The sequence below is a fragment of the Saccharothrix sabaoui genome, from assembly GCF_051756985.1.
Lineage (GTDB): Bacteria > Actinomycetota > Actinomycetes > Mycobacteriales > Pseudonocardiaceae > Actinosynnema.
This window is the reverse complement of sequence record NZ_JBPKJK010000061.1, coordinates 25,546-48,544: the sequence shown is the minus strand read 5'-3', so window position 1 is coordinate 48,544 and position 22,999 is coordinate 25,546. Positions and strand designations below refer to the sequence as shown.

20 protein-coding genes are annotated in these 22,999 nt (G+C 73.2%); 8 read left to right on the top strand and 12 right to left on the bottom strand.

Features of this window, described 5'->3' with window-relative positions; genetic code table 11:
* Positions 1-39: 39 nt before the first annotated feature.
* The 5 genes from ACR807_RS20345 to ACR807_RS20325 all read right to left on the bottom strand — a co-directional run bounded on the left by ACR807_RS20345 (position 40) and on the right by ACR807_RS20325 (position 3,754).
* Entirely contained in the window at positions 40-384 is a 345-nt protein-coding gene (locus ACR807_RS20345; protein ID WP_438922939.1) for a hypothetical protein, read from the bottom strand.
* A gap of 16 nt (positions 385-400) precedes the next feature.
* Positions 401-1,039, bottom strand: a complete 639-nt coding sequence (locus ACR807_RS20340; protein ID WP_438922938.1) for a Fic/DOC family protein — start codon at positions 1,037-1,039, stop codon at positions 401-403.
* Positions 1,036-1,626 carry a type II toxin-antitoxin system antitoxin SocA domain-containing protein gene (locus ACR807_RS20335; protein WP_438922937.1) on the bottom strand — a complete coding sequence of 197 codons (591 nt, stop codon included), beginning with the start codon at positions 1,624-1,626 and terminating at the stop codon, positions 1,036-1,038. The genes ACR807_RS20340 and ACR807_RS20335 overlap by 4 nt, the downstream gene beginning before the upstream one ends.
* 45 nt (positions 1,627-1,671) lie before the next feature.
* Positions 1,672-3,090 (bottom strand): collagen-binding domain-containing protein, encoded by a 1,419-nt coding sequence (locus ACR807_RS20330; RefSeq protein ID WP_438922936.1) that lies wholly within the window; start codon positions 3,088-3,090, stop codon positions 1,672-1,674.
* Between the two features lie 97 nt (positions 3,091-3,187).
* The gene (locus ACR807_RS20325; protein ID WP_438922935.1) at positions 3,188-3,754 is read right to left on the bottom strand and encodes an SMI1/KNR4 family protein; all 567 of its coding nucleotides are present in this window, start codon (positions 3,752-3,754) and stop codon (positions 3,188-3,190) included.
* Between the two features lie 153 nt (positions 3,755-3,907).
* Between ACR807_RS20325 and ACR807_RS20320 the strand changes: the two genes are divergently transcribed.
* The 5 genes from ACR807_RS20320 (at position 3,908) to ACR807_RS20300 (ending at position 7,587) form a co-directional block, all read left to right on the top strand.
* Positions 3,908-4,231: a type VII secretion target gene (locus ACR807_RS20320; protein ID WP_438922934.1), complete on the top strand. Its 324-nt coding sequence runs from the start codon at positions 3,908-3,910 to the stop codon at positions 4,229-4,231.
* 1 nt (position 4,232) lies between these two features.
* Positions 4,233-5,411 (top strand): C40 family peptidase, encoded by a 1,179-nt coding sequence (locus ACR807_RS20315; protein WP_438922933.1) that lies wholly within the window; start codon positions 4,233-4,235, stop codon positions 5,409-5,411.
* Positions 5,412-5,415: 4 nt separating this feature from the next.
* On the top strand, positions 5,416-5,799 hold the full coding sequence (locus tag ACR807_RS20310) for a YbaB/EbfC family nucleoid-associated protein (RefSeq protein WP_438922932.1): 384 nt from the start codon (positions 5,416-5,418) through the stop codon (positions 5,797-5,799).
* Between the two features lie 22 nt (positions 5,800-5,821).
* Complete coding sequence (locus tag ACR807_RS20305) at positions 5,822-6,310, top strand: YbaB/EbfC family nucleoid-associated protein (RefSeq protein WP_438922931.1); 489 nt, start codon at positions 5,822-5,824, stop codon at positions 6,308-6,310.
* Positions 6,311-6,375: 65 nt separating this feature from the next.
* Positions 6,376-7,587: a SatS C-terminal domain-containing protein gene (locus ACR807_RS20300; protein WP_438922930.1), complete on the top strand. Its 1,212-nt coding sequence runs from the start codon at positions 6,376-6,378 to the stop codon at positions 7,585-7,587.
* A 54-nt stretch (positions 7,588-7,641) separates the two neighbouring features.
* Here ACR807_RS20300 and ACR807_RS20295 read toward each other — a convergent pair whose 3' ends face one another.
* Complete coding sequence (locus ACR807_RS20295) at positions 7,642-8,703, bottom strand: adenosine deaminase (RefSeq protein ID WP_438922929.1); 1,062 nt, start codon at positions 8,701-8,703, stop codon at positions 7,642-7,644.
* Between the two features lie 407 nt (positions 8,704-9,110).
* On the opposite strand from ACR807_RS20295, the gene ACR807_RS20290 reads away from it, so the two are divergent.
* Positions 9,111-10,310 (top strand): hypothetical protein, encoded by a 1,200-nt coding sequence (locus ACR807_RS20290; protein WP_438922928.1) that lies wholly within the window; start codon positions 9,111-9,113, stop codon positions 10,308-10,310.
* A 265-nt stretch (positions 10,311-10,575) separates the two neighbouring features.
* On the opposite strand, the gene ACR807_RS20285 is transcribed toward ACR807_RS20290, so the two are convergent.
* The 6 genes from ACR807_RS20285 to ACR807_RS20260 form a co-directional block, all read right to left on the bottom strand.
* Positions 10,576-11,850 carry a thymidine phosphorylase gene (locus ACR807_RS20285; protein ID WP_438922927.1) on the bottom strand — a complete coding sequence of 425 codons (1,275 nt, stop codon included), beginning with the start codon at positions 11,848-11,850 and terminating at the stop codon, positions 10,576-10,578.
* Positions 11,847-12,236 (bottom strand): cytidine deaminase, encoded by a 390-nt coding sequence (locus tag ACR807_RS20280; RefSeq protein ID WP_438922926.1) that lies wholly within the window; start codon positions 12,234-12,236, stop codon positions 11,847-11,849. Before ACR807_RS20280 ends, ACR807_RS20285 begins: the two co-directional genes overlap by 4 nt.
* On the bottom strand, positions 12,229-13,494 hold the full coding sequence (locus ACR807_RS20275; protein ID WP_438922925.1) for an ABC transporter permease: 1,266 nt from the start codon (positions 13,492-13,494) through the stop codon (positions 12,229-12,231). The genes ACR807_RS20280 and ACR807_RS20275 overlap by 8 nt, the downstream gene beginning before the upstream one ends.
* On the bottom strand, positions 13,491-14,561 hold the full coding sequence (locus tag ACR807_RS20270; RefSeq protein ID WP_438922924.1) for an ABC transporter permease: 1,071 nt from the start codon (positions 14,559-14,561) through the stop codon (positions 13,491-13,493). The genes ACR807_RS20275 and ACR807_RS20270 overlap by 4 nt, the downstream gene beginning before the upstream one ends.
* Complete coding sequence (locus ACR807_RS20265) at positions 14,561-16,108, bottom strand: ABC transporter ATP-binding protein (protein ID WP_438922923.1); 1,548 nt, start codon at positions 16,106-16,108, stop codon at positions 14,561-14,563. Before ACR807_RS20265 ends, ACR807_RS20270 begins: the two co-directional genes overlap by 1 nt.
* A gap of 120 nt (positions 16,109-16,228) precedes the next feature.
* Entirely contained in the window at positions 16,229-17,365 is a 1,137-nt protein-coding gene (locus ACR807_RS20260; protein ID WP_438922922.1) for a BMP family lipoprotein, read from the bottom strand.
* Positions 17,366-17,780: 415 nt separating this feature from the next.
* On the opposite strand from ACR807_RS20260, the gene ACR807_RS20255 reads away from it, so the two are divergent.
* Positions 17,781-18,281 (top strand): YbaB/EbfC family nucleoid-associated protein, encoded by a 501-nt coding sequence (locus tag ACR807_RS20255; RefSeq protein WP_438922921.1) that lies wholly within the window; start codon positions 17,781-17,783, stop codon positions 18,279-18,281.
* Positions 18,282-18,298: 17 nt separating this feature from the next.
* On the top strand, positions 18,299-19,951 hold the full coding sequence (locus ACR807_RS20250) for a WXG100 family type VII secretion target (RefSeq protein ID WP_438922920.1): 1,653 nt from the start codon (positions 18,299-18,301) through the stop codon (positions 19,949-19,951).
* The last annotated feature ends 3,048 nt before the right edge of the window (positions 19,952-22,999 follow it).

The window sequence follows — 22,999 nt, the reverse complement described above, 5'->3', positions numbered from 1 at the left end:
CCCGGACGAGGTTCTCGGTTTTACGTGACCTGCGTCACATCAGTACCAGCTGTTCTCCTCCGCGGTGGCGCTCGTCTCGGCCTCGGCGGTGGCCCGGTGGGACACCGCGGCGACCGCCTCCGCCAACTCCTTGCGCACGTCACCGCCGTTCTCGGTCTCGACGACGACCACGATCTCGCTCTGCCCGGCGCCGTCGTCGACCACGGTCAGCTCGCCGCGGTAGCCGTTCTCGTCCCACGTCACGACCCGGCGGTCGTGGTCGACGCCCGGGGTCGTCGCGGACAGTCCGGGCAGGTGCTGGGGCAGGCTGCCGGGGCGCGCGAGGAAGCCGAACAGCTCCTGCGCGGCCATCCCGACCGGCGCCCGGTACTCGTAGCTGGTCATGCCGCCGGGTACCCCGTCAGGCGGGCCCCAAGACCCCGTCGAACACCGCGCGCAGGGCGTCCGGCGGCCCGGTCATGCCCTCCCGGCACGCGTCCGCGAACGCCACCGGGTCGAGCCCGGCGACCGCGACGTGCCACCCCGCCTCCAGCGCGAGCTGGGCGAAGAACGCCCGCTGCGCGCGACCGTTGCCCTCCCGGAACGGGTGCAGGGCGTTGACCTCGGCGAAGTAGAACGTGAACCGGTCCAGGAGCCGCTCCCGGTCCAGCCCGCGCAGGTACAGCTCCTTGCGCAGCTCCTCGAACAGCCACCCGGCGTACCGCTCGACGTGCTGCCACCCGGCGAACGGGACCGTCCGGGCGATGTTCACCCGCCTGAGCTCCCCCGCCCACGGGTACAGGTCGCCGAAGACGTGCCGGTGGAACGCCCGCAGGTGCGCCAGGTCGTAGGGGCCGGGCAGCGGCCGGATCTCCAGCTCGCCGATGCGGATCGCGCTCAGGCGCGCCTCGGCCTCGTCGCAGGTCCGCTTGTCGGTCAGGCCGAGCTTGTTGAGCAGGACCCCCGTCACCGGGTCCGCGTACGGGTCGTCGTGGGGCGCGTAGTCCTGCGCGCCCGCGCCGTTCCGGGGCCTTTCGGCGGGTGGGTCGTCGAGGGTCACGACCCGCGCAGCGCCTCGATCTCCCGGGCGATCGCCTCGTCCACCGTCAGCTCGCCGGCCGCGATGGCGCGCATCGACGCCACCGTCTCCTCCGGCACGTCCAGCCCCTCCAGGCGGACGCTCGCGACCGCGTCGGCGAACGCCTGGTCGGGGGTGCGGGTCAGGCGGCGGAAGTAGCGGGCCATCACGTCGTGCCGCAACGCCTCGTCGCTGGGCTCGGACTCCGGCAGGTCGCCGCGCGCCACGCGCCACGGTTCCTCCGCGTGCGCCATGTCGCTCAGCTCGTGCCTGCTGAAGTGGCCGTAGCGCTGCACGACCGAGCCGACGACCGCGCGCCCCCGCTCGTCCAGCGCGCCGGGGTCGCCCTCCTCCCAGGCGAAGACCTCGGAGCGGCCCTGGTGGCGGTGGTAGACCTCGGGCACGACCGGTCCGCGCCGCCACGCCTCGATCCGCGCGTCGAACAGCGGCTCGTCGTGCTCGGCCAGGTGCCACGCCTGGGCGTAGTAGAGGAGCTTCTGGAGCTTCATCGGCGACTCGGGGCCGGTCGCGGCGAGCACGGCCGCGGCCACGTCGTGGACGTTCGCCATGCCACCTCCGCAGGGCTGTGAGCTGGGAGTACCGATTCTACCGGATCACCGGTCACGGCGGGGGCGGCCGGTCGCCGCCAGCACGGCCGCGCCTGCCAGCACGAGCAGGCCGCCGAGCAGCGGGAACCCGCTGAGCGGGGAGCCGGTGGTGGCCAGGTGGCCTGACGCGGGTGCGGTGGGCGTGACGGGGGCGGGCGTGACCGGGGCGGGGGTGGCCGGGGTGGGGGTGACGGCGGCCGGGTGGCTGCTGGAGGGGGTGGCCGTCGGCGGGTGGGTGGTGGTCGGGGGCTCCGTCGAACCGGTCGTGGTCGGCTGCGTCGTGGTCGGCTGCGTCGTGGGCTGGGCCGTGGTGGTCGGCTGCGTCGTCGTGGGCTGCGTCGTGGTCGGCTGCGTGTCGCAGGCCACGCGGTCCGCGAACGGCGCGTAGTGGATCTCGCCGCCACTGGCCCCGGCCGAGCCGTGCACGAGGGTGCGCACCACCACCGCGCCCTCGACGTTGGCCGAGCTGTCGTCGACCAGGGTCGCGTTCGGCGCGTACACCGTCCCCCACACGGTCGGCGTGCCGGCGGGCAGCGTGATCGTCCCCGAGGTGGTGAAGTTCCACAGCACGTGCCGCGACGGCCCGTTGCCCTGCCAACTCACGTTCGGCACCGACCACGAGTAGTCGCCGGTCGCGGCGACGTTGACGACCAGCCACGCCTGCTCGCCGGGCTGGAGCGCCCCGTTCAGCGGGTTGACGTTGTCCAGCGCCGCCACCTGCTCCGGGGTCAGCGTCAGCACGTTCCCGCCGGGCCGGAGGCCGATCGTGGCGGTGGGGTCGACGCCGTTCCAGGGCGCCTGCCCGTTCTGGTCGCGCAGCACGACGGTGGACGGGCAGGCGGACAGGTCGGCGTTGACCGCCCGGTAGGCGGCGAACAGCGCGGGGAAGTCGAACCCGCTCGGCCCGCCCACCGACCCGGCGGGCTGCGCGGTCTGCACCACCACGGCGGGCCGGGTGCCCTGGTCGCCGCCGGACGGCACCACGAACGTCACACCGCCCGAGGGCAGCACGCCGGCCGCCGACAGGTCGCCGATCTTGGCGTACGACCGGTCGAGCACGTTCAGCAGCGAACCGGGCGCGCTGTTCGCGAAGTCGGCCCGGCCGCCGACGACGAGGCTGGTCGGCCGGTCGTCACCGGGCAGCGTGTGGGTACCGGGGTTGTTCGCCCCCACCTGGTAGGTGCGGAACCGGAGGTCACCGCCGATCGCGACCGGACCCTCGGTCTCGTTCTCGTGCAGGACCGCGTCGCCCTCGACGAGCACCAGGAACCCGTGGCTCGGGTCGAGCGCCACGTCGTCCGGCGCCACCGGGCGCACCGGGTTGACCGCGGCGGCACGCGGGTGGGCGGGTGCCCACCCGATCGCGGCGACGGCGACGGCGAGCGCCGCGGCGAGACCGACGACTCCGGTGCGACTGGTGCGCATTCTCGGCTCCCGGGGAGGACGACGACTCCAGGGAGCCAACCGCGGCCCACGCGCGGCGGCTCGTCGGCACGCACGCGGGTTCACCCTCAGGTGTGGACTAGTTCGTGCGCCAGCCCAGCCTGCCGTCGGCGGTGACGAGCGGTTCGCAGTGCCCGAGCGGGCCGCGGTGCTCCAGGGCCGTGGCGACCAGGTCCAGCATCTCGTCGATGCTCGTCCACTCCGGCTTGAGCATCTCGCCCGCCTCGCGGTCCCACTCCACCACGCAGCCGGACAGCACGCCGGGCCGCAGGTCCACGGCCAGGGCGTCGCCGCAGCCGTCGAACGCGATCGGCAGCCACTTCGGGTGGAACCCGGTGGTCGGCGACCCGGCCTCGGTGTCGAGCTCCTCGGGCCGGAACGGCTCCTTGAGCCGCCAGGAGCGCAGCGAGTTCGACGGGCCGAGCGGCGTGTAGAACGGCGGCAGGACCTCGGCGAACGCCAGGTCGACGGTGCCGCCGCAGACCGTCCACCACGCGCGCAGGTCCTCGGGCGGGTCCAGGCCGGTGGCAGCGGACAGCGCCTCGACGGCGGCGGTGCCCTCGGGGGGCACGAACACCGATCCGGTCGAGGGGGCGTGGTCGTCCAGCCACGCCACGATCCGTTGCCAATGGCGCAAAACACCCACCCGTACATGATCAGGTCGCGATACCCCGGCGCGGTACCGCTCATCGGGGCACGATCCGCCGGAACGCCGCACGGGCGGGACCGGCATCGGGCAGGATCGTGGCCGCAGGGCGCCCTTCCGGGGCGCGAGAGGGCATCGCAGGGGGACGCGAACGTGGAACGGGGTTTCGGCGTCGACACCGCGGCGCTGTCGGCGTACGGCAGCGCTGCCTCGGGGTTGGCGGGCGAGGTCGGCGAGGTCGGTACGTCGACGTTGGCGGGCACGACGTCGTTGGCCGCCGGCAGCTTCGGCCGGATCGGCGACGAGGTGGGCCTGGGCGCGGCCTTCCAGCGGGCGGCGCAGGCCCAGGTGGACGGGGTGGCCGCCGCGGCGGCCGGGTTGACCGGGTTCGCCGACGCCGTGCGGAAGTCCGGCGAGGCGTACGTGGAGCAGGAGGCGCGCACGAGCGCCGACCTCGGCCGGACCTACCGGGTCTGACGTGGACGTCGGAGGTTTCCTCGCGGGCCTGGTCCAGCCGATGGAGGACCACCTGGCGCGGCTGGAGGGCGACACCGGCGGCGCGTCGGGCGCGGCCGACGCCTTCGGGCGGGCGTCCTCGGCGCTGGCCGAGGTCGACGGCCGGCACACCGGCGCCGCGAACGCCGCGCTGGCCGGCTGGTACGGCGAGAAGGCGAACGCGTTCCAGGAGCGGGTGTCCGCGTTCTCGACCGGCGTGGGCGCGCTGGCCCGCAACGCGACGACCACCCAGCAGGCGGTGACCACCGCCGTGGACGCGGTCACGTCCGGGCGCGCGGCGATCCGGGGGTTGATCGACGAGTTCACCGGCTGGGCCTGGCCCCGGCTCGCGGCGGCCGCGGCGGCGTCGGTGCTGGGCGGGATCGGCGCGGTGCTCGCGGTCGCGGCCGAGGTGACCGCCAAGGCGCGTGAGTACGAGGGGAAGACCGGCCGGGAGCTGGAGCGGGTCCGCACCGAGCTGACCGCCGCGGTCACCCGGTTGCAGGGGCTCCAGCAGCCGGACTTCGCCGGGCTGGGCGCGCCGTTGGGCGCGGAGAGCGGCGGGACCACGTCCACCTCGTCCGTCGGCGACGCCGGCGGCGGCAACAACGGCAACGGCAGCAACAACGGCAGCGGCAGCGGTAATGGTGGGAGCGGCGGCGGCAACGGGGCCGGTGGGGGTTCGGGTGGCGGGTCCGGTGGCGGTTCGGGCGGGGGTGGTGGCAGCGGGCCGCGGTTGCCGGTGGCCATCCCGCCCCAGCCCGGGACCGGCGTGGGCGTGAACCTGCCGGACGGCAGCTCCGCCGAGGCGCCCAACGAGACCGCGGCGCGGGCCGTGCGCAACGCGCTGTCGGCGCTGGGCACCCCGTACGTGTGGGGTGGCGCGAACCCGCCGCAGGGCACGGACTGCAGCGGCCTGACGCAGTGGGCGTACGCGGGCGCCGGGTTCGACCTGCCGCGGCCCGCGTCGTCGCAGGCGATGGGCGCGTCCGTGCCCGCCGACCAGCTGCTGCCCGGCGACCTGGTGGTCTGGGACGGGCACGTGGCCATGGTCATCGGCAACGGGCAGATGGTGGAGGCGGGCGACCCGGTGCAGGTGGGCGCGATCCGCACCGGCAACAGCGGCATGTCCTTCTACGGCTTCTACCGACCGACGGGCTGACGACGTGGACGAGGTGGACGGGGTGGGGAGGGCGGCCCGGCGGGTCGCGGACACCGGGCGGCGGGTCGCCGAGCACGTGGCGCGCACCGGGCCGGTGCTGGGCCGTGCTTCGTCGCCGGACGGCGCGGTCACCGTGGTGGCCCCGCCGGGGGGACCACCGCGCGAGGTGCGGGTGTCGCCGGCGGCGCTGGGCATGGGGCCGCGCGCGTTGGCCGACGAGATCCTGCGGGTGTCGCGGCGGGCGTCGCGGGACGCGGCGAGCCGGGCGCACCGCTCGCTGGAGCGGGTCGCCGGGCCGGAGGCGCTGGCCGCGCTGGCCGGGATCGGGTTCGAGCCCGGCCCGGAGCGCGGTGCCGACGACGACCTCGACGGGGGTTACCTGCGATGAGCTTCGACGGGAGTGGCCCGCGATGAGCGCGGAGGAGCGGCTGGCGGCCGCGGAGACCCTGACCTCGGTCCTCGCGCGGACGACGGGCAGCGCGGAGCACCCGTCGGGGCTGGCGCGGGTCACGGCGACGGCCAACGGCGACCTGGTGGCCCTCGACCTGCACCCGGCGGCGTTGGCGCGCGGACCGGGGGCGGTGGGCGCGCTGGTCGTGGAGACGGCGGCGCTGGCCACCGACGCGGCCGTGCAGAAGAGCTACGACGAGCTGGCGAAGTCGCTGGGTGACGGCGTGGCGATGGCGGTGGAGGCGTTCGCCGGACCGCCGCCGTTCGCGGTGCGCGGGAACCCGAACCGGGCGCGGGAGGCCGTGCCCACCGCACCCCCGGTGAGCCCGCCCGGCCCGCCGCCGCCCTGGGCAGGTCAGGTCGGGCGGGCCCCGCGACGGGGACGACCCGTCGAGCCGGAGGACGACGACGACTACTTCGCCGACCCTTTCCGTGGTCAACGGCAGTAGCCGGTGATCGACCCCGTAGTCTTGCCCCCGCATCGCAAAGGGGCATGGCGTGACCGGGAGGTCGGATGGCACAGGACATCGTCCCGATCGAGCTGGGGTTGACCCAGGGTGATGTCGTCACCCTGTGGGCCCCACGCTGGCGGGAAGAGGGCGAGGAGTGGGAGGCGTTCCTCGGCCACGAGGAGGACCTGTACGTCTTTCCCGACGCCGCCCACCTGGCGGCGTTCGTGCGCACGGCCGAGGAGCACGACCTGACCGACCACCCGGCGTGGCACGTGGTGCCCGCGCTGACGGTCGGTGAGCTGTCCCCGGACGACAACCACCAGTTCGACCTGGTCGGCGTGCCGGAGCTGGTCGCCGAGGAGCCCGACACCTGGGTGATCGGCGAGCTGGCGGACGTGATCTCGATCGTGCGGTCGCTGGCGGACGTGTGCGAGCTGGAGAAGGTGCACGAGATCCTGGACTCGGCGGAGGGCTTCGCGCTGCTGCCGCAGGGCACGCTGCCGTTCACCGGCCGCGAGGGCCAGGCGCTGTGGACCGAGATCGCCCAGGTCGTCTCGGACAAGTGGGACGAGGTGCTCGACGCGATCGACGAGGTCGTGACGACGCCCGACGTCGACGAGACGGTGCTGAAGGTGGCGCAGGAGGAGCTGGCCGCGTTCGAGGAGGCCAACGCCGCCGCCACGGCCGGGTCCGACGAGGACGACGAGGACGGCGACGACGAGCCGGTCGGCTTCTGGGGCGAGGTCGGCATCGACCCGATCAAGATCATCAGCGGCGCGGGCGAGTACTACACGCTGCGCTGCTACCTGGACGACCAGCCGGTGTTCCTGGGCCGCAAGGGCAAGATCGACGCGTTCGGCTCGCCGCGCGCGCTGGCCCGGTTCATCGTCGAGGCCGACGACAACGACATGACCGAGGTCTCGACCTGGGGCGAGCTGGTCACCAAGGCGACCGGCGGCGACCTGGAGGTCGAGGTCGACCCGGACAACGTCTACGTGCTCACCGGCCTGGACGAGGACATCGCCGACGGTCCGGACGCGGTGGACCCGACGCAGCTCGACCTGGTCGTGGAGCTGCTGGAGGACACCGGCGAGTGGGCCCACGACGACACCGTGAAGGTGGCGCTCAACGGGTCCGAGCGGCTGGGGTGGCTGGTCAACTACGTGCTCAAGCCGGACCCGACGCGACTGGCGCCCAGTGCGCCGTTCGACGACGAGGTGACGGCGTGGCGCGCGCTCGTGGCGCAGTTCGAGGACCGGTTGAAGGTCCACTAGCCGGGTGGTGACGCGGAACGGGGGGCGGCCTTGCGGGGTCGCCCCCCGTTCGCGTCAGACCAGCGCGTCGTAGGCGGGGTTGATCACGTTCCGGATCAGCGCGCGGCGCTCGTCGTGGGTGATGAACGCGGCCTTCGCGGCGTTGACCGCGAAGGTGCGCAGGTCCTCCCAGCCGAAGCCGAAGTGCTCGACCGCGGTGGCCAGCTCGCCGGTCATCGAGACCTGGCTCATCAGGCGGTTGTCGGTGTTCACGGTGACCCGGAAGCCCAGCTCGTGCATCCGCTTGATGGGGTGCTCGGCGAGGGAGCGCACGGCGCCGGTGTGCACGTTCGACGTGGGGCACATCTCCAGCGCGACGCGCCGGTCGCGCACGTAGGCGGCGAGGCGGCCGACCTCGTCGCCCTTGATGTCCTCGGCCAGGCGCACGCCGTGCCCGAGGCGTTCGGCGCCCGCGAGCTGCACGGCCTCCCAGGCCGACTCGGCGCCGGCGGCCTCGGCGGCGTGGATGGTGAAGTGCGCGTTCTGCTGCCGCAGGTACTCGAAGGCGGACAGCTCGCGGCTCGGCGGGAACCCGGCCTCGGGGCCCGCGATGTCGAAGCCGACGACCCCGGCGTCCCGGTAGCGGACGACCAGGTCGGCGACGCGCTGCCAGCCGTCGTTCTGGCGCATCGCGCAGAGCAGCGCGCCGACGCGGATCGTGCGGCCGGCGGCCTCCTCGCCCTTGCGGAAGCCCTCCAGCACCGCCTCGACCGCCTGCTCCATGCTCAGGCCCTTGGCGGTGAACAGCTCGGGCGCGAACCGGATCTCGGCGTAGACGACGCCGTCGGCCGCGAGGTCCTGGACCGCCTCCGCGGCGACGCGGACGAGCGCGGCCTCGTCCTGCATGACCCCGCAGGTGTGGGCGAAGCCCTCCAGGTAGCGGACCAGCGAGCCGGAGTCGGCGTTGTCGCGGAACCACCCGCCCAGCGCGACGGGGTCGGTCGTGGGCAGGCCCTGGTGGCCGGAGGCGTCGGCGAGTTCGATCACCGTCTGGGGTCGGAGGCCACCGTCGAGGTGGTCGTGCAGCAACACCTTCGGTGCGCTGCGGAGGGCCTCCTGGTTAAGCGGGGTCGGCATGGCCGTCACCGTATACGGGTCCGTCGGGTGACACGTCGTGTCGTTGCGGGCCGTGGTGATCTTGAGCCGGTATGATCACGGCTTTGACTCGGACGGGTGTGTGCAGAACCACTCGATCAGGTTCGTTTGGTTGTTGTGCAGTCGTGATGCAGAACTTTCCGCTACCTCGACCAGGGGTTCAGTCACTCGCACGGCGGATGCTCACGCGACGCAGTCAGGCACCGTCTGGCGGTTACCTTCGGGTAGGGTCGGTCGTTGTAACTCGAACGGACTACACGGAAGGTCTCTGCGGGCGGTCCCCCTCGGGGGCTGGTACAGCTCCGCGCCCCAACCTGGTTAGGCTCCCGGAGGTCTCCCCTCCCCTGGACGAAGGCACCCGAGCCGTGAACGAGAACAGCAACTCCACGATGTCCTTCGATCGGATGCGCAACATGCTCACGCGCGCCGCGGAGATCCGTGAGAGCGAACAGCAGCAGATCTTCGACGCACTGGACGAGATCCACGCGCGGATGTCCCCGCTCGAGTCGCTGGGTTCCGTTCGCAAGCGCCTGTCCGAGCTGCCCGACCGGACCGAGGTCAGCGTGCTGGCCGAGCGCCTGGACGAGGCGCTCGCCCGGCTGGAGGCGCAGGACAACGCCGTGCAGGGCATCGGCCGCGCCGTGGACGGGCTGGTCGACAAGCTCGCCAAGCCGTTCGCGCAGCTCGACGGCCGACTGGACGGGGTGGCCGGTCGGTTCGAGGGCGTCGCGGGCCGGATGGACGGCCTGGAGGACAAGCTCTCCCACATCCACAAGCGCATCGACGACCTCGACTCGCACCTGGAGAAGCAGGACACCAAGGTCGACCAGGTCCCGAACGCGATCATCGCGCCGCTGCGCGAGCGCATCGAGGCCCTGGAGGTCGCGCTGCGCGGTCGCCTGGACGAGGTCGACGAGGGCGTGCACGAGCACCTCGACGGCACCCGCGAGGCGCTCCAGCGGTCGCTCACCGACTCGACGAACGCGCTCCACGGCCGCATCGACGAGACCCGCGACAACATCAACAACACCCGCGACGGGCTGCACGGGGCGCTCACCGAGACGCGCGACTCGCTGCACTCGTCGCTGGCCGACACGCGCAGCACCGTGACCGGCAAGCTCGACGAGGCGCGCGAGGCGCTGCACGCGGCCCTGGACGAGACCCGCGACCAGGTCGACGCGACGGACCGGCTGGAGGCGCTGGCGCAGCGCCTGGAGCAGGTCACCTCGCGCCTGGACACCATGACCACGCGGCTCGACTCCGTGGAGGACGACTTCGCGACGCGGCTCGGCGAGCTGTCGGGCGTCGTGGAGCAGGGCATCGCCCGGGTCGAGGGCACGGTGTCGGCGCGTCCCGACTCGGAGTCGCTCGCGTCCATGGTGCGCCGCAGCAACCAGGAGTCGGAGCTGCGGATCGGCGGTCAGCTGGACGAGGCGATGGCCACGTTCGCGGAGCTGATCCTGGGTGGCGGCTCCCCCACCCCGCCCCCGCCGCCCACCGCGCTGCCCCGGCCGCAGCGGCGGACCCGGAAGAACGGGCCCAAGTCGGACGTCCGGGACGACGACGACCTCACGGCCGAGGGTGCTTGATCCGCATGGGGTGACGTAGTTCGGGTGCAAGGCTTTGCAGGGGTCCCCTCCCAGGGGGCCCCTGCTTTTATTTTGCCCTGGGGGTCTGACAATTTTTGTTTTGGTGCTGGTGGGGGCGGTGGCGGGGCGGGAGAAAAGAAAAAGAGGAAGAGTCCTCGCCGGACCGGCAGGCCGCCGAGGAGGGTGGGGCGCTCGCGTTCTCCCCGCACGGCCTGCCGGAGGCAACCGCGCGGGGAGAACGCGAGGGCCTGGGGTGCGGCTGCGCTCAGCCCCGGATCGTGTCGATCAGCAGGGGGGTGGGGGTGGGTGCCTCGTCGCCCACGCGGTGGGCGTCCGCCAGGGTGGCCAGGGCCGCGGGGAGGGCGTCCGGGGTGTCGGTGTACAGCTCCAGGAGGGGCTGGTCCGCCTCGACCCGGTCGCCCGGCTTGGCCAGGCAGAGGATGCCCGCGCCGGCCTGGACGGGGTCTTCCTTGCGCGCCCGGCCCGCGCCCAGGCGCCACGCGGCCACGCCCACCGCGTAGGCGTCCAGGGTGGTCAGGTAGCCGGTGGCACCCGCGGTGACGACGTGCTTGTGCTTGCCGCGCGGGAGGGGGGCGTCCGGGTCGCCGCCCTGGGCGCGGATCATGCGGGCCCACGTCTCGTACGCCTCGCCGGAGGCGAGCACGGCCCGCGGGTCGGCGGTGACGCCCGCCCTGGCCAGCATCTCCTCGGCCAGGGCGACGGTGAGGTCGACCACGTCCCGCGGGCCCCGGCCCTGGAGGACGTCCACGGACTCCTCCACCTCGACCGCGTTGCCGACCGCCCGGCCCAGGGGGACGGACATGTCGGTGAGCAGGGCGGAGACCTCCAGGCCGTGGTCCACGCCGATGGAGACGAGGGCGTCCGCCAGGGCGCGTGCGCGGGCTTCCGTCTTCATGAACGCGCCCGAGCCGACCTTGACGTCCAGGACGAGGGCTTCCGCGCCCTCGGCGATCTTCTTCGACATGATCGACGAGGCGATCAGCGGGATGGCCTCGACGGTGCCGGTCACGTCGCGCAGGGCGTAGAGCTTCCGGTCGGCGGGGGCGAGGCCCTCGGTCGCGGCGCAGACGACGGCGCCGACGGTGCGCAGCTGCGACTGGATCTCGTCCAGGGTGAGCTGGGCGCGCCAGCCCGGGATGGACTCCAGCTTGTCCAGGGTGCCGCCGGTGTGGCCGAGGCCCCGGCCGGAGAGCTGGGGGACGGCCGCGCCGCAGGCCGCGACCAGCGGGGCCAGGGGGAGGGTGATCTTGTCGCCCACGCCGCCGGTGGAGTGCTTGTCCACGGTGGGGCGGCCCACGTCGAGGTGGAGCCGGTCGCCCGAGTCGACCATGGCGCGGGTCCAGCGGGCCGTTTCGCGGGCGTCCATGCCGTTGAGCAGGATCGCCATGGCGAGGGCGGACATCTGCTCGTCCGCGACGCGGCCCTTCGTGTAGGCGTCGACCACCCAGTCGATCTGGTCGTCGGACAGGGCCTCGCGGTCGCGCTTGGTCCTGATGACGTCCACGGCGGTGTGGCTCACGGCAGGTCTCCGGGTCCGAAGGCGTCCGGCAGGACACCGGTCATCGGTGTGATGCCGGACGGGGTGTCGATCAGGCAGGTCGGGCCGCCCAGCTCGTAGATCACCTGGCGGCACCGGCCGCACGGCATGAGCAGCTCGCCCGTGCCGCTGCGGCAGGCCAGGGCGACCAGCCTGCCGCCGCCGGTGAGGAACAGCTGGCCCGCGAGGGTGCACTCGGCGCAGAGGCCGACGCCGTAGGCGGCGTTCTCGACGTTGCAGCCGGTGATGACGCGGCCGTCGTCGCAGACGGCCGCGGCGCCCACCTGGAGGTTCGAGTAGGGGCAGTAGGCGGCCTGGGCGGCCTCCACGGCCTTGGCGCGGAGGGCGTCCCAGTCGATGTCAACCACGGCGGTACACCACGCCGTCCGCCGCGGGCATCCGGAGCCGTTGGGACGCCACGGCCAGCACGATCAGCGTCACCACGTGCGGGGCGTAGGTGGTCAGCTCGGACGGCACCTCGTCGACGCTGTAGTACACCGCGTAGAGCAGGCCGGCGGCGACGAAACCGCCTGCGGCGGCGAACCAGCGGCGGCGGACGAGCTGCCAGACGACGATGACCACGAGGAGCAGGACCGCGCCGTAGACGAGGGAGAGGAACGTCTGGCCGCCGGAGCGCAGCTGGAGGCCGTCGGCGTAGCCGAACAGGGCCGCGCCGCCGAGGAGGCCGCCGGGGCGCCAGTTGCCGAAGATCAGCGCCGCGAGGGCGATGAAGCCGCGGCCGTTGGTCTGGCCCTCCAGGTAGCCGGGCTGGCCCGGGTTGAGCACGAGGGCCGCGCCGCCGATGCCGGCCAGGGCGCCGGAGGCGATGACCGCGACGTACTTGTGCAGGTAGACGTTGACGCCGAGGGACTCGGCGGCCACCGGGTTCTCGCCGCACGAGCGCAGGCGCAGGCCGAAGCGGGTCTTCCAGAGGACCAGGTAGCTGGCGACCACCAGGGCGATGGCGAGCATGGTCAGCGGGGAGACGCCGGTGATGAGGCCGCGCAGGATGCCGGCGACGTCCGAGAGGCCCACGCGCTGCTGCGCTTCGAGGTCGGCGAGCCAGTCGGAGACGCCCGGCGCGGAGTAGGTGTCGAACTTCGGCACGGCCGGGGACTCGCGCGGGTTGTTCGACAGCGGGAAGAAGATCAGCGTGGAGAGGTACTTCGTGAGGCCCGCGCCGAGCAGGTTGATGGCCACGCCGGACACGATGTGGTTCACGCCGAACGTGACCGTGGCGACCGCGTGCAGCAGGCCGCCCAGCGCGCCGAAGACGGCGGCGGAGACGAGGGCCGCCCAGGGACCCCACTGGTAGCCGGCCCAGGCGGCACCCCAGGTGCCCATGATCATCATGCCTTCGAGGCCGATGTTCACGACGCCCGCGCGTTCCGCCCACAGGCCGCCGAGGGCGGCGAGCAGGATCGGGAGCGCGAGGCGGACGGCGGTCTGGATGGTGCCGGTCGAGGTGAGCTGCGGCACGCCGGTCAGGTAGGACGTGGTCGAGAGCAGCACGACCGCGCCGGCCACGCCGAGCGCGCCGACCGCCCAGCCGGGGATCTTCCGGGACTTGCGGGGCGGCGGGACCGTGGCAGGTGCCTCGGAGGGGTTCATCAGGGAAGTACTCACGCCGCACCCACCGTTCCGAGCTGCTTGCCGACCTGGCGCTGCTGCGCGGCCAGTTCGAACCGCCGCACCACCTCGTAGGCGACGACGACGGAGAGGACGATCGCGCCCTGCATGATCGTCACGATCTCGCGGGGCACCCCGACGTTGTCCAGGGCGAGGCCCGACTTGTCGAGGAACGCCCACAGCAGGGCGCCGAACGCGATGCCGCCGGGGTGGTTGCGGCCGAGCAGCGCGATGGCGATGCCCGAGAACCCGAGACCGGCGGGGAAGTTCAGGTTGTACGTGTGGTCGCGGCCCAGGATCTCGGGCATCGAGACCAGGCCCGCGATGCCGCCGGAGAGCAGCATCGCGACGAGGACCATCTTCTTGGCGTTCACGCCGCCCGCGGCGGCGGCCGTCGAGGACTCGCCGGAGGCGCGCAGCTCGAAGCCGAAGCGGGTGCGGTTCATCATCACCCAGTAGCCGATGCCCAGCGCCGCGGCGAGGAAGACCAGGCCGAACACGGTGCCGGACGAGCCGAAGGGGATGCCGGGCACCCAGCCGCTCTCCGGGATCTCCGGGGTGCGGATGTTGTTGCCGCGCAGCTCGCCGAACACGTCGTCGCCGATCAGGTAGGCCGCGAGGCCCAGGGCGAGGCCGTTCATCATGATCGTCGAGATGACCTCGTTGACGCCGCGGGTCACCTTGAGCACCGCCGGGACCGCGGCCCACAGCGCGCCGACGGCGGCGGCGGTCAGGATGACCGCCAGGGCGTGCAGGCCGGGCGGCAGGACGATCGAGCCGCCGACGACCGCGGCCACGACGGCGGCGACCCGGTACTGGCCCTCGACGCCGATGTTGAACAGGTTCATCTGGAACCCGATCGCGACGGCGAGCGCCGCGATGTAGTAGGTGCCGGTGCTGTTGACGATGTCGACGGCGGTGGTGCCCTCGCCGACCTGCGACACCATGACCCCGAACGCCCGCAGCGGGTTGGCGCCGGACACGACCAGCGCGATGCCGCACAGCAGGGCGGAGAACAGGATCGCCAACACGGGCGGCAGCAGTTTGCCGCGCAGGATTCCCATCACTCGCCTTCCACTTCCGCACCGGCGGCGGTCGCACCCGCGCCCGCGCCGGTCATCGCGCTGCCGAGGTCCTCGGGGGTCACCGTGGCCGGGTCCGCGTCGGCCACGAGACGGCCGCGCAGCATCACCCGGATGGTGTCGGACAGCCCGATCAGCTCGTCCAGGTCGGCCGAGATCAGCAGCACGGCGAGGCCGCGCGCGCGGGCGTTCTTGATCTCGTCCCAGATCAGGGCCTGGGCGCCGACGTCCACGCCGCGGGTCGGGTGCGACGCGATGAGCAGGACCGGGTCGCCGGACAGCTCGCGGCCCACCACGAGCTTCTGCTGGTTGCCGCCGGACAGCGCGGCGGCGGCCACCTCGATGCCGAGGGTGCGCACGTCGAACTCGTCGACGATCCGCTGGGTGTCCTTCCTGGCCCCGGCGAGGTCGAGCCACTGGCCCCTGGCGACGGGGCGGCGCGTCTGGTGGCCGAGGATGCGGTTCGCCCACAGCGGCTGCTCCAGCAGCAGGCCCTGGCGGTGGCGGTCCTCGGGGACGTAGCCGATACCGGCCTCGCGGCGCTGGAGCGTGCCGGCCTTCGTCAGGTCGCGGTCGCCGAGCAGCACGCGGCCGTGGTGGGCGCGGCGGATGCCCATGATCGCCTCGACCAGCTCGGTCTGCCCGTTGCCCTCGACGCCGGCGATGCCGACGACCTCGCCCGCGCGGACCTCCAGGTCGATGCGGTCGAGGACGGGGCGGGTGCCCTCCTCGGCGACCAGGCCCAGGTTCTCGACCTTGAGCACGACGCGGTCGGTGACGGTGGACTCGCGGGTCTCCGGGCTGGGCAGCTCGCTGCCGACCATCATCTCGGCCAGCTGGCGGGAGCTGACGGCCTTCGGGTCGGCGGTGCCGACGGTGGTGCCGCGGCGGATCACCGTGACGGAGTCGGCGATGGCGCGCACCTCGTCGAGCTTGTGCGAGATGAACAGGAACGTGAAGCCCTGCTCCCGCATGCCGCGCAGGGTGGTGAACAGCTCGTCCACCTCCTGCGGCACGAGCACGGCGGTCGGCTCGTCCAGGATGACCACCTTGGCGCCCCGGTAGAGGACCTTGAGGATCTCCACGCGCTGCCGGTCGGCCACGCCGAGCCGCTCGACCAGGACCCCCGGGTCCACGGTCAGGCCGGTGGCCTTCGCCAGCTCCTGGATGCGCTTGCGCGCCCGGCCGCCGATGCCGTGCAGCGCCTCCGCGCCGAGCACGACGTTCTCCTGCACGGTGAGGTTGTCGGCGAGCATGAAGTGCTGGTGCACCATGCCGATGCCCGCCTTGATGGCGTCGGCGGGGGTGCGGAACCGGACCTGTCTGCCGGCCACCTCGATGGTGCCCTCGTCGGGCTGCTGCATCCCGTAGAGGATCTTCATCAGGGTGGACTTGCCCGCGCCGTTCTCGCCGCACAGGGCGTGCACCTCGCCGGCCCGCACGCTCAGGTGGACGTCGCTGTTGGCGACGACCCCCGGGAAGCGCTTCGTGATGCCCGACAGGACGACGGCAGGGGTGGTAGTGCTCATGGAAGCTCCGTCAGTTCTCCGGCTGCGCCGGGGCTAACCACGCACCGAGCCCTGCGAGGGTGCTCGCAGGGCCCGGTGCGCCGGAGGCCGGATGGGGTGGATCGGGTTGCGCCGGCTGGGTCAGGGCGCGGACTTGACGGTGATCTTGCCCTCGATGATCTGGGCCTTGTAGCCCTCCAGGACCGCCTGGAGCGCCGCGTCGATCTTGCCGCCGGACGTCGAGTAGCCGACGCCGTCCACCTTCAGGTCGAACACCTTCGGCAGGGCGGCCAGGTCGTTCTTGGCGACCGCGCCCACGAAGTCGTACACCGCGACGTCGACGCGCTTGAGCATGGACGAGACGATCACGTCCTTGGACTCCGCGACGGTGGTCTGGTTGTACTGGTCGGAGTCGACGCCGATGGCCTTGGCGTTGCCCGCCTTGGCGGCGGAGAAGACGCCCTTGCCGGACGCGCCGGCCGCGTGGTAGAGCACGTCGGCGCCGGCCTCGATCTGGCCGGTCGCGGCCTCCTGGCCCTTGGTCGGGTCCTGGAAACCGGTGAAGTCACCGGCCGGGGTGAGGTACTTCTCCTCGATCTTGATGTCCGGCGCGGCGGCCTTGGCGCCCTGCTCGAAGCCGGCCTGGAACTTCTGGATCAGCGGGATCTCCACGCCGCCCACGAAGCCGACGTGGCAGGACTTGGACTGGTAGGCGGCGATGACGCCGGCCAGGAAGGAGCCCTGCTCCTCGGCGAACACCAGCGGGGTCACGTTGGCCGCGCCCTCGACGGCGCCGTCGACGATGGCGAACTTGACGTTCGGGAACTCCGGCGCCACGACCTTCAGCGACTCGGCGTACGCGAAGCCGACGCCGATGATCGGGCTGAAGCCCTCACCGGCGAGCTGGCGCAGGCGGGTCTGCTTGGCGTCCTCCGCCTCGTTCGGGGCGGCGGTCAGCTCCTTGACGTTCTCCGGCTTGATGCCGTAGTCGGCCTTGGCCTTGTCCAGGCCGGCCGCCGCGGAGTCGTTGAACGACGCGTCGCCGCGACCGCCGATGTCGTAGGCCAGACCCACCTTCAGGGCGCTGCCGTCGATCTTCTCACCGGCGTTGGACGCGCTGGAGGTGGCCGAGGCGGCGGCCGGCTTGTCAGCCAGCTTGCAGCCCTCGGCCGTGTTGGTCGACCCGGACCCGGCGGTGTTGCCCCCGGTGTCCTTGGCGCACGCGGCCATCGACAGAACGCTGGTCAACGCGACCGCGGCCACCGCAAGGCCACGCATACGACGACGCACAGCTCGTCTCCCTCCCTGCTCACAGAGCAGACTTTCCCGACGGCCATGTCGGGTTCCGAGTGGCGAACCGTACCCCGTAGTAATGACGCCCGCGCACGTACCGGCCCGCCGTGACCTAATCGTTGGTGCCACCGGGCGACACCGCCACTCGACGTGATCCCGCGTGTTCCACGCGTCGTGGCCGGTCACGCAGCGTGAGCCGCTGAACGACCCGGTGGAGCGACGCGTAGTGCCTGGTGGAGGTCGGGACCAACGGCGGGGTCCCGGCCTCCGCCGCGCGTGCGGCGTTCCGCGGCGTCGTCGGCGTCCTCGGGCCGTTAGCCCGTTGGTGACGCGTTGGGCCCGCGTTGGCGGGTGGGGGTGCACTCCAGGCTGCACCGGTATCCACCCCAGGAGGTTGACCTTGGACCCCCAGCAGTGGCTCGACAACTTCGAGGCCAGGCTGGCCGACCTTCAGCGCAAGTCGGCGGACCTCCAGGAGAACTTCGAGAACTCCCAGGCCACGGCCACCAGCCCGGACGGTTCGGTGTCCGTCACGGTGGGCCCGAACGGCGGCCTGCTCAACCTCCAGCTGGGGCACCGCGCCGTCGAGCTGGGCTCCGCCCGCCTGACCGCGCTCATCCTCCAGACCGCCCGCACCGCGCAGAAGCAGGCCGCGCAGAAGGTCATGGAGGCGTTCGAGCCGCTCGGCGAGGGCACCGAGGCCATGCGGATGGTCAGCGACTCGATCCCGGACGACGACCAGCAGGTCGACGACCGCGACTACGCCGAGGCCGAACCGGAGCCGGAGCCCGAGCCCGTCCGCGCCACCCCGCCGTACGCGTCCCGGCAGATGCAGATGCCGGCGCGCCCGGCGCGCAGGTCGGCCGCGGTCGAGGACGACGACGAGAACCAGCCCTGGTGACGAGGAAGGTCTGAACCATGCCCGAAACCCCCATCGCCTCGCCTCCCGGGATGGAGATCACCGAGGAGAACAAGTTCAAGGGGTCCCTGTTCATCTCGGCCTGGGACGAGATGATCACGACCATCGGCAAGGACGCCGAGACCGAGACGGAGAAGGCGCTCGACATCACCTTCGCCGCGATCGGCACGGCGTCGTCGATGGCCATGCTCGCCGTGGACCCGTTCGGCACCATCCTCGGCGCGGGCATCGGCTGGCTGATCGAGCACGTGAGCTTCCTCAAGGAGCCGCTCGACCAGCTGATGGGCGACCCCGAGGAGATCAACGCCAACGTCGAGGCGACGAAGGCGCAGGCCGCCGAGATCCGGGTGCTGGCCGAGGACCACCGCAGCGGGCTGGCCACGTTCGACGGGTGGAGCGGCAGCTCGTCCGAGGCGTTCAAGTCGAACATGGACAGCATGGGCCAGGAGCTGGACGCGCTGGCCAACGCGGTCGAGCAGAAGGCGAAGATCGTCGCGATCTGCGGCGTGCTGGTGTCGGTGCTGCGCGACATCGTGCGCGACCTGATCGCCCAGCTGCTCGGGTCGCTGCTGGCGGGCGCCCTGATCGCCGCCGCCACCGCGATCATCACGTTCGGCGCGTCGATCGCCGCCTACATCGGCTTCGCGGTCGGCAAGGCCGTGGCGCTGGGCGTGAACATCGCGTCCCGCATCGCCCGCCTGACCGCCGCGCTCGCCCGCCAGATGGGCCGGATCAAGAACCTCGACGAGATCACCGAGAAGGTCGGCAAGGGCTGGAACCGGTTCGAGAACATCGCCGACGTCGCCGAGGTCGGCTACGAGTCGTGGAAGGCGCAGAAGGGCGTCGACCGCGAGATCGACAAGGCGCTGGCCAAGGACGTGCAGGACGACAAGGTCACCGAGGCCAACAACAGGGCCGAAGAGGCCAACAAGAAGTACGAGGACGCCAAGGCGGCGGAGACCAAGGCCGCCGAGGAGGCCAAGGCGGCCAACGAGTCGCTGAACACCGCCTCGGAGAAGGCCGCCGCCGCGAACGACAAGGTCGGCAAGGCCATCGACGAGGCCAACGCCGCCGCCGCGCGCGGTGACCAGGCCGGGTACGACGCCGCGATGGCGAAGTACGAGTCGGCCAAGGGCGAGGCCGAGTCGGCCCGCTCGGAGGCCGCGAAGGCCGCCGAGGCCGCCGCGAAGGAGAGCCGGGACGTCGCCGACGCGGCCAAGGCCAGCAACGACGCGCTGAACGCGGCGAAGCCCTCCGACGAGGCCGCGAAGGCCGCGTACGAGGAGTACAAGAAGAACAACCCGGGTCCGGAGGACCCCGCCCGCACCTCCGCCGAGACCGACATGTCGTCGAAGAACGACGCGGCGAAGGCGGCGAACGCCTCGTACGAGCGGGCCAACGTGGACTTCGCGGCGGCCAACGCGGCGGCGGCCGAGGCCAACGCCAAGGCGTTCGCGTCCGGCAGCGACGCCGACATCAAGGCCGCGGAGGAGGCGTCGAAGAAGGCCGAGCAGGCCGGCGACGCCGTGCAGCGGGCGGCGGACGACGCGAAGTCGGCCGGCGAGGCGGCGAAGTCCAGCTACGACGACTACCAGAAGAAGTACTCGCAGCCCGACACCAGCACGACGAGCACCGGTTCGGTGACGGTCTAGGTTCGGTCACGGTCCGAAGAGCGTCACGGTCCGAAGAGCGCGGAGAAGCATCCATGGCACGCGGTGGCGGCGCAGACCCCAATCCCACGGGCAACCCCTCGGGCAACCCGTCTTCGCCCCCGCCCCCCGCCCCGCCACCCCCGGCCGGTTCGCCGACCGGGGGTTCCGGCTTCGGCATGAGCAACGACTCGATGGACGGCCTCCAGCGCAAGGCCGGGGACTTCCAGGCCCGCCTCGCCGCCATCTCCAGCGGCCTGACCGGGTTGAAGCTCGGCCCGAACGCCCTGGGCCCCATCGGCATCGTCGCCGTCCCGGCCCTGAACAACTCGAACGACGCCTCGGTCAAGCAGGCGAACAACGCCTCGACCGCGATGGGCAACGTCCAGTCCGGCCTGAAGGCCACCGCGCAGACGCACGTGCAGAACGACCAGTTCAGCCGTGACCAGTTCAAGGCCATCGACCCGAACTCGAACGCCCAGCGCCAGCCGGGTTCGCCCGGCAACGGCCCGCTCGGCGTGAAGGGGCCGGGCGGTCCGCAGGTCTCGCCGAACAACGTCCAGCCCGGGGCGTCCGGGCCGAACGGGTCGGGTGGGTCGAAGACCGCCGGCGGGCCGTCGGTGAGCCCGGTGAAGAACGTGCCGGGGGCGTCCGGGCCCAACGGGTCGGGTGGGTCGAAGACGGCCGGCGGGCCGTCGGTCGGGCCGGTCAAGAACGTGCCGGGGGCCACCGGACCCACCGTGTCCGGTGGCGGGAGGACTCCCGGTGGGCCGGGCGTCGGCCCCATCGGCACTGTGCCCGGGGCTACCGGGCCCAACTCGCCCGGCGGCGGCAGGACTCCGGGTGGGCCATCGGTCGGGCCCATCGGCACCATCCCCGGCGCGACCGGCCCCAATGCCCCTGGTGGCGGCAAGACTCCGGGTGGTCCGGGCGTCGGGCCCATCGGCACTGTGCCCGGAGCTACCGGGCCCAACTCGCCCGGCGGCGGCAAGACCTCCGGCGGGCCATCGGTCGGGCCCATCGGCACCATCCCCGGCGCGACCGGCCCCAATGCCCCTGGTGGCGGCAGGACTCCGGGTGGGCCGGGCGTCGGGCCCATCGGCACTGTGCCCGGAGCTACCGGGCCCAACTCGCCCGGCGGCGGCAGGACTCCGGGTGGGCCATCGGTCGGGCCCATCGGCACCATTCCCGGAGCTACTGGACCCAACTCGCCCGGCGGTGGGAAAACCGCTGGTGGGCCGGGTGTCGGGCCCATCGGCAGTGTGCCCGGTGCCACCGGGCCCAACTCGCCCGGCGGCGGCAAGACCCCCGGTGGGCCGGGCGTCGGCCCCATCGGCAGCGTGCCCGGTGCCACCGGGTCCACCCCCGGTGGTGCGAAGGGCGCGGCCGGCGGTCCCGGTGTCGCCCCGGTCACGGGTGTGCCCGGCGCGTCCGGCAACGGCCAGGCGGTCAAGGGCGGCCCGACGCCGGGCGCGCCCCCGGTCACCGGTGTGTCCACGCAGCCCGGCGCGAACACGGCGGCGTCGAAGATCACCACCGCCCTCGGCGGCGGCACGCCCTCGCCCACGACCACCGCGCCGCCGATGGCGGGCGGCCCCATGGGCGGTGCGGCACCGGGCGCGGCGGGTGGTTCGGACCGGTCGAGCAGGTTCACCGGCGGCCCCGGCAAGGGCACGTTCGACGCGCCCAAGGCACCCGGCGGCGACGGCACGATCACGAAGTCCCCGCCCACCTCCTCGTCCACCCCGCCGCCGGCACCCAAGCCCACGGTCACCGTGCCGAGCAGTCCTGGTGCGGGCACCCCCGGCATCAGCACCCCGACCACCGGTGCCACCCCGACCGGCACCCCGCCGTCGACCACGGCCACGGCCCCGCCGGCGACGCCGAAGCCGACCGCCGGGACGCCGTCGATCGCCACCCCCGGCGCGGGCGTACCCCCGATGGCGGGCGCACCGGTCGCGGGGGCACCGGCAGCGGGTTCCACGGGCACGGACCGGTCGAGCAAGTTCACCGGCGGGCCGGGCAAGGGCACGTTCGACGCGCCCAAGCCCCCGGTCGCGGACGGCACGATCAGCAAGGCCCCGCCCACCTCGTCCTCCACCCCGCCACCGGCCCCCAAGCCGACGGCCGGCACCCCCATCACCACCCCACCGCTCACCACCCCACCACCGAGCACGGCCTCCCCGGCGGTCACCCCTCCCCCGGCGACCCCGGCCGCGACCACCCCGTCGCCGACCCCGACCCCGAAGCCGACCGCCACCACGCCCACCGCCACCCCACCGCCGCCGAGCGCCGCCTCGCCGTCGGTCACCTCGCCGTCGGTCACCCCTCCGGCGGTCACCCCGCCCCCCGCGGCCCCGGGCGTGACCACCCCGCCAGCCACCGCTCCCACCGCGAGCGGCACCGCGAAGCCGAGCGGCCCGAGCGGTGTCTTCGACGCGCCCAAGCCCCCGGCGGGCGACGGCACGGTCAAGTCGGCCCCGCAGTCGCCCCAGGCACCCCCGGCGGCCACGCCGAAGCCCACCATCACCCCGCCGATCACGGCACCGCCGATCACCACGCCGCCAGTCACGGCACCGCCAGTCACGCCGCCGACCACGAACACGCCGGCTGCGAACACGCCGGCTGCGAACACCCCGCCTGCGAACACCCCGCCGCCCGCCGCCGCGAACCAACCGGCTCCCGCGCAACCGGCGGTGAAGACGCCCCCGGTCTCGGCACCCCCGATTTCCGCGCCGCCGGCGAGCGCGCCGCAGGTCAGCACCCCGCCGGCCACGAGCCCCACCCCGCCGCCGGCCGCTCCCCCCACCACGACCCCGTCGACGAAGACGCCGCTGGTCTCGGCACCGCCGATCACCACGACGCCGGTTTCCACGCCCCCGGTCTCATCGCCGCCGGTCTCATCGCCCCCGGTGTCGACGCCCCCGGTCTCGGCACCGCCGAGCCCTCCGCCGACCACCGCCCCGGTGAACGCGCCCGCGGCCACCACCCCACCGGTTTCCACGCCCCCGGTCACCGCACCCCCGGCCGCCCCACCGGTCACCCCGCCGC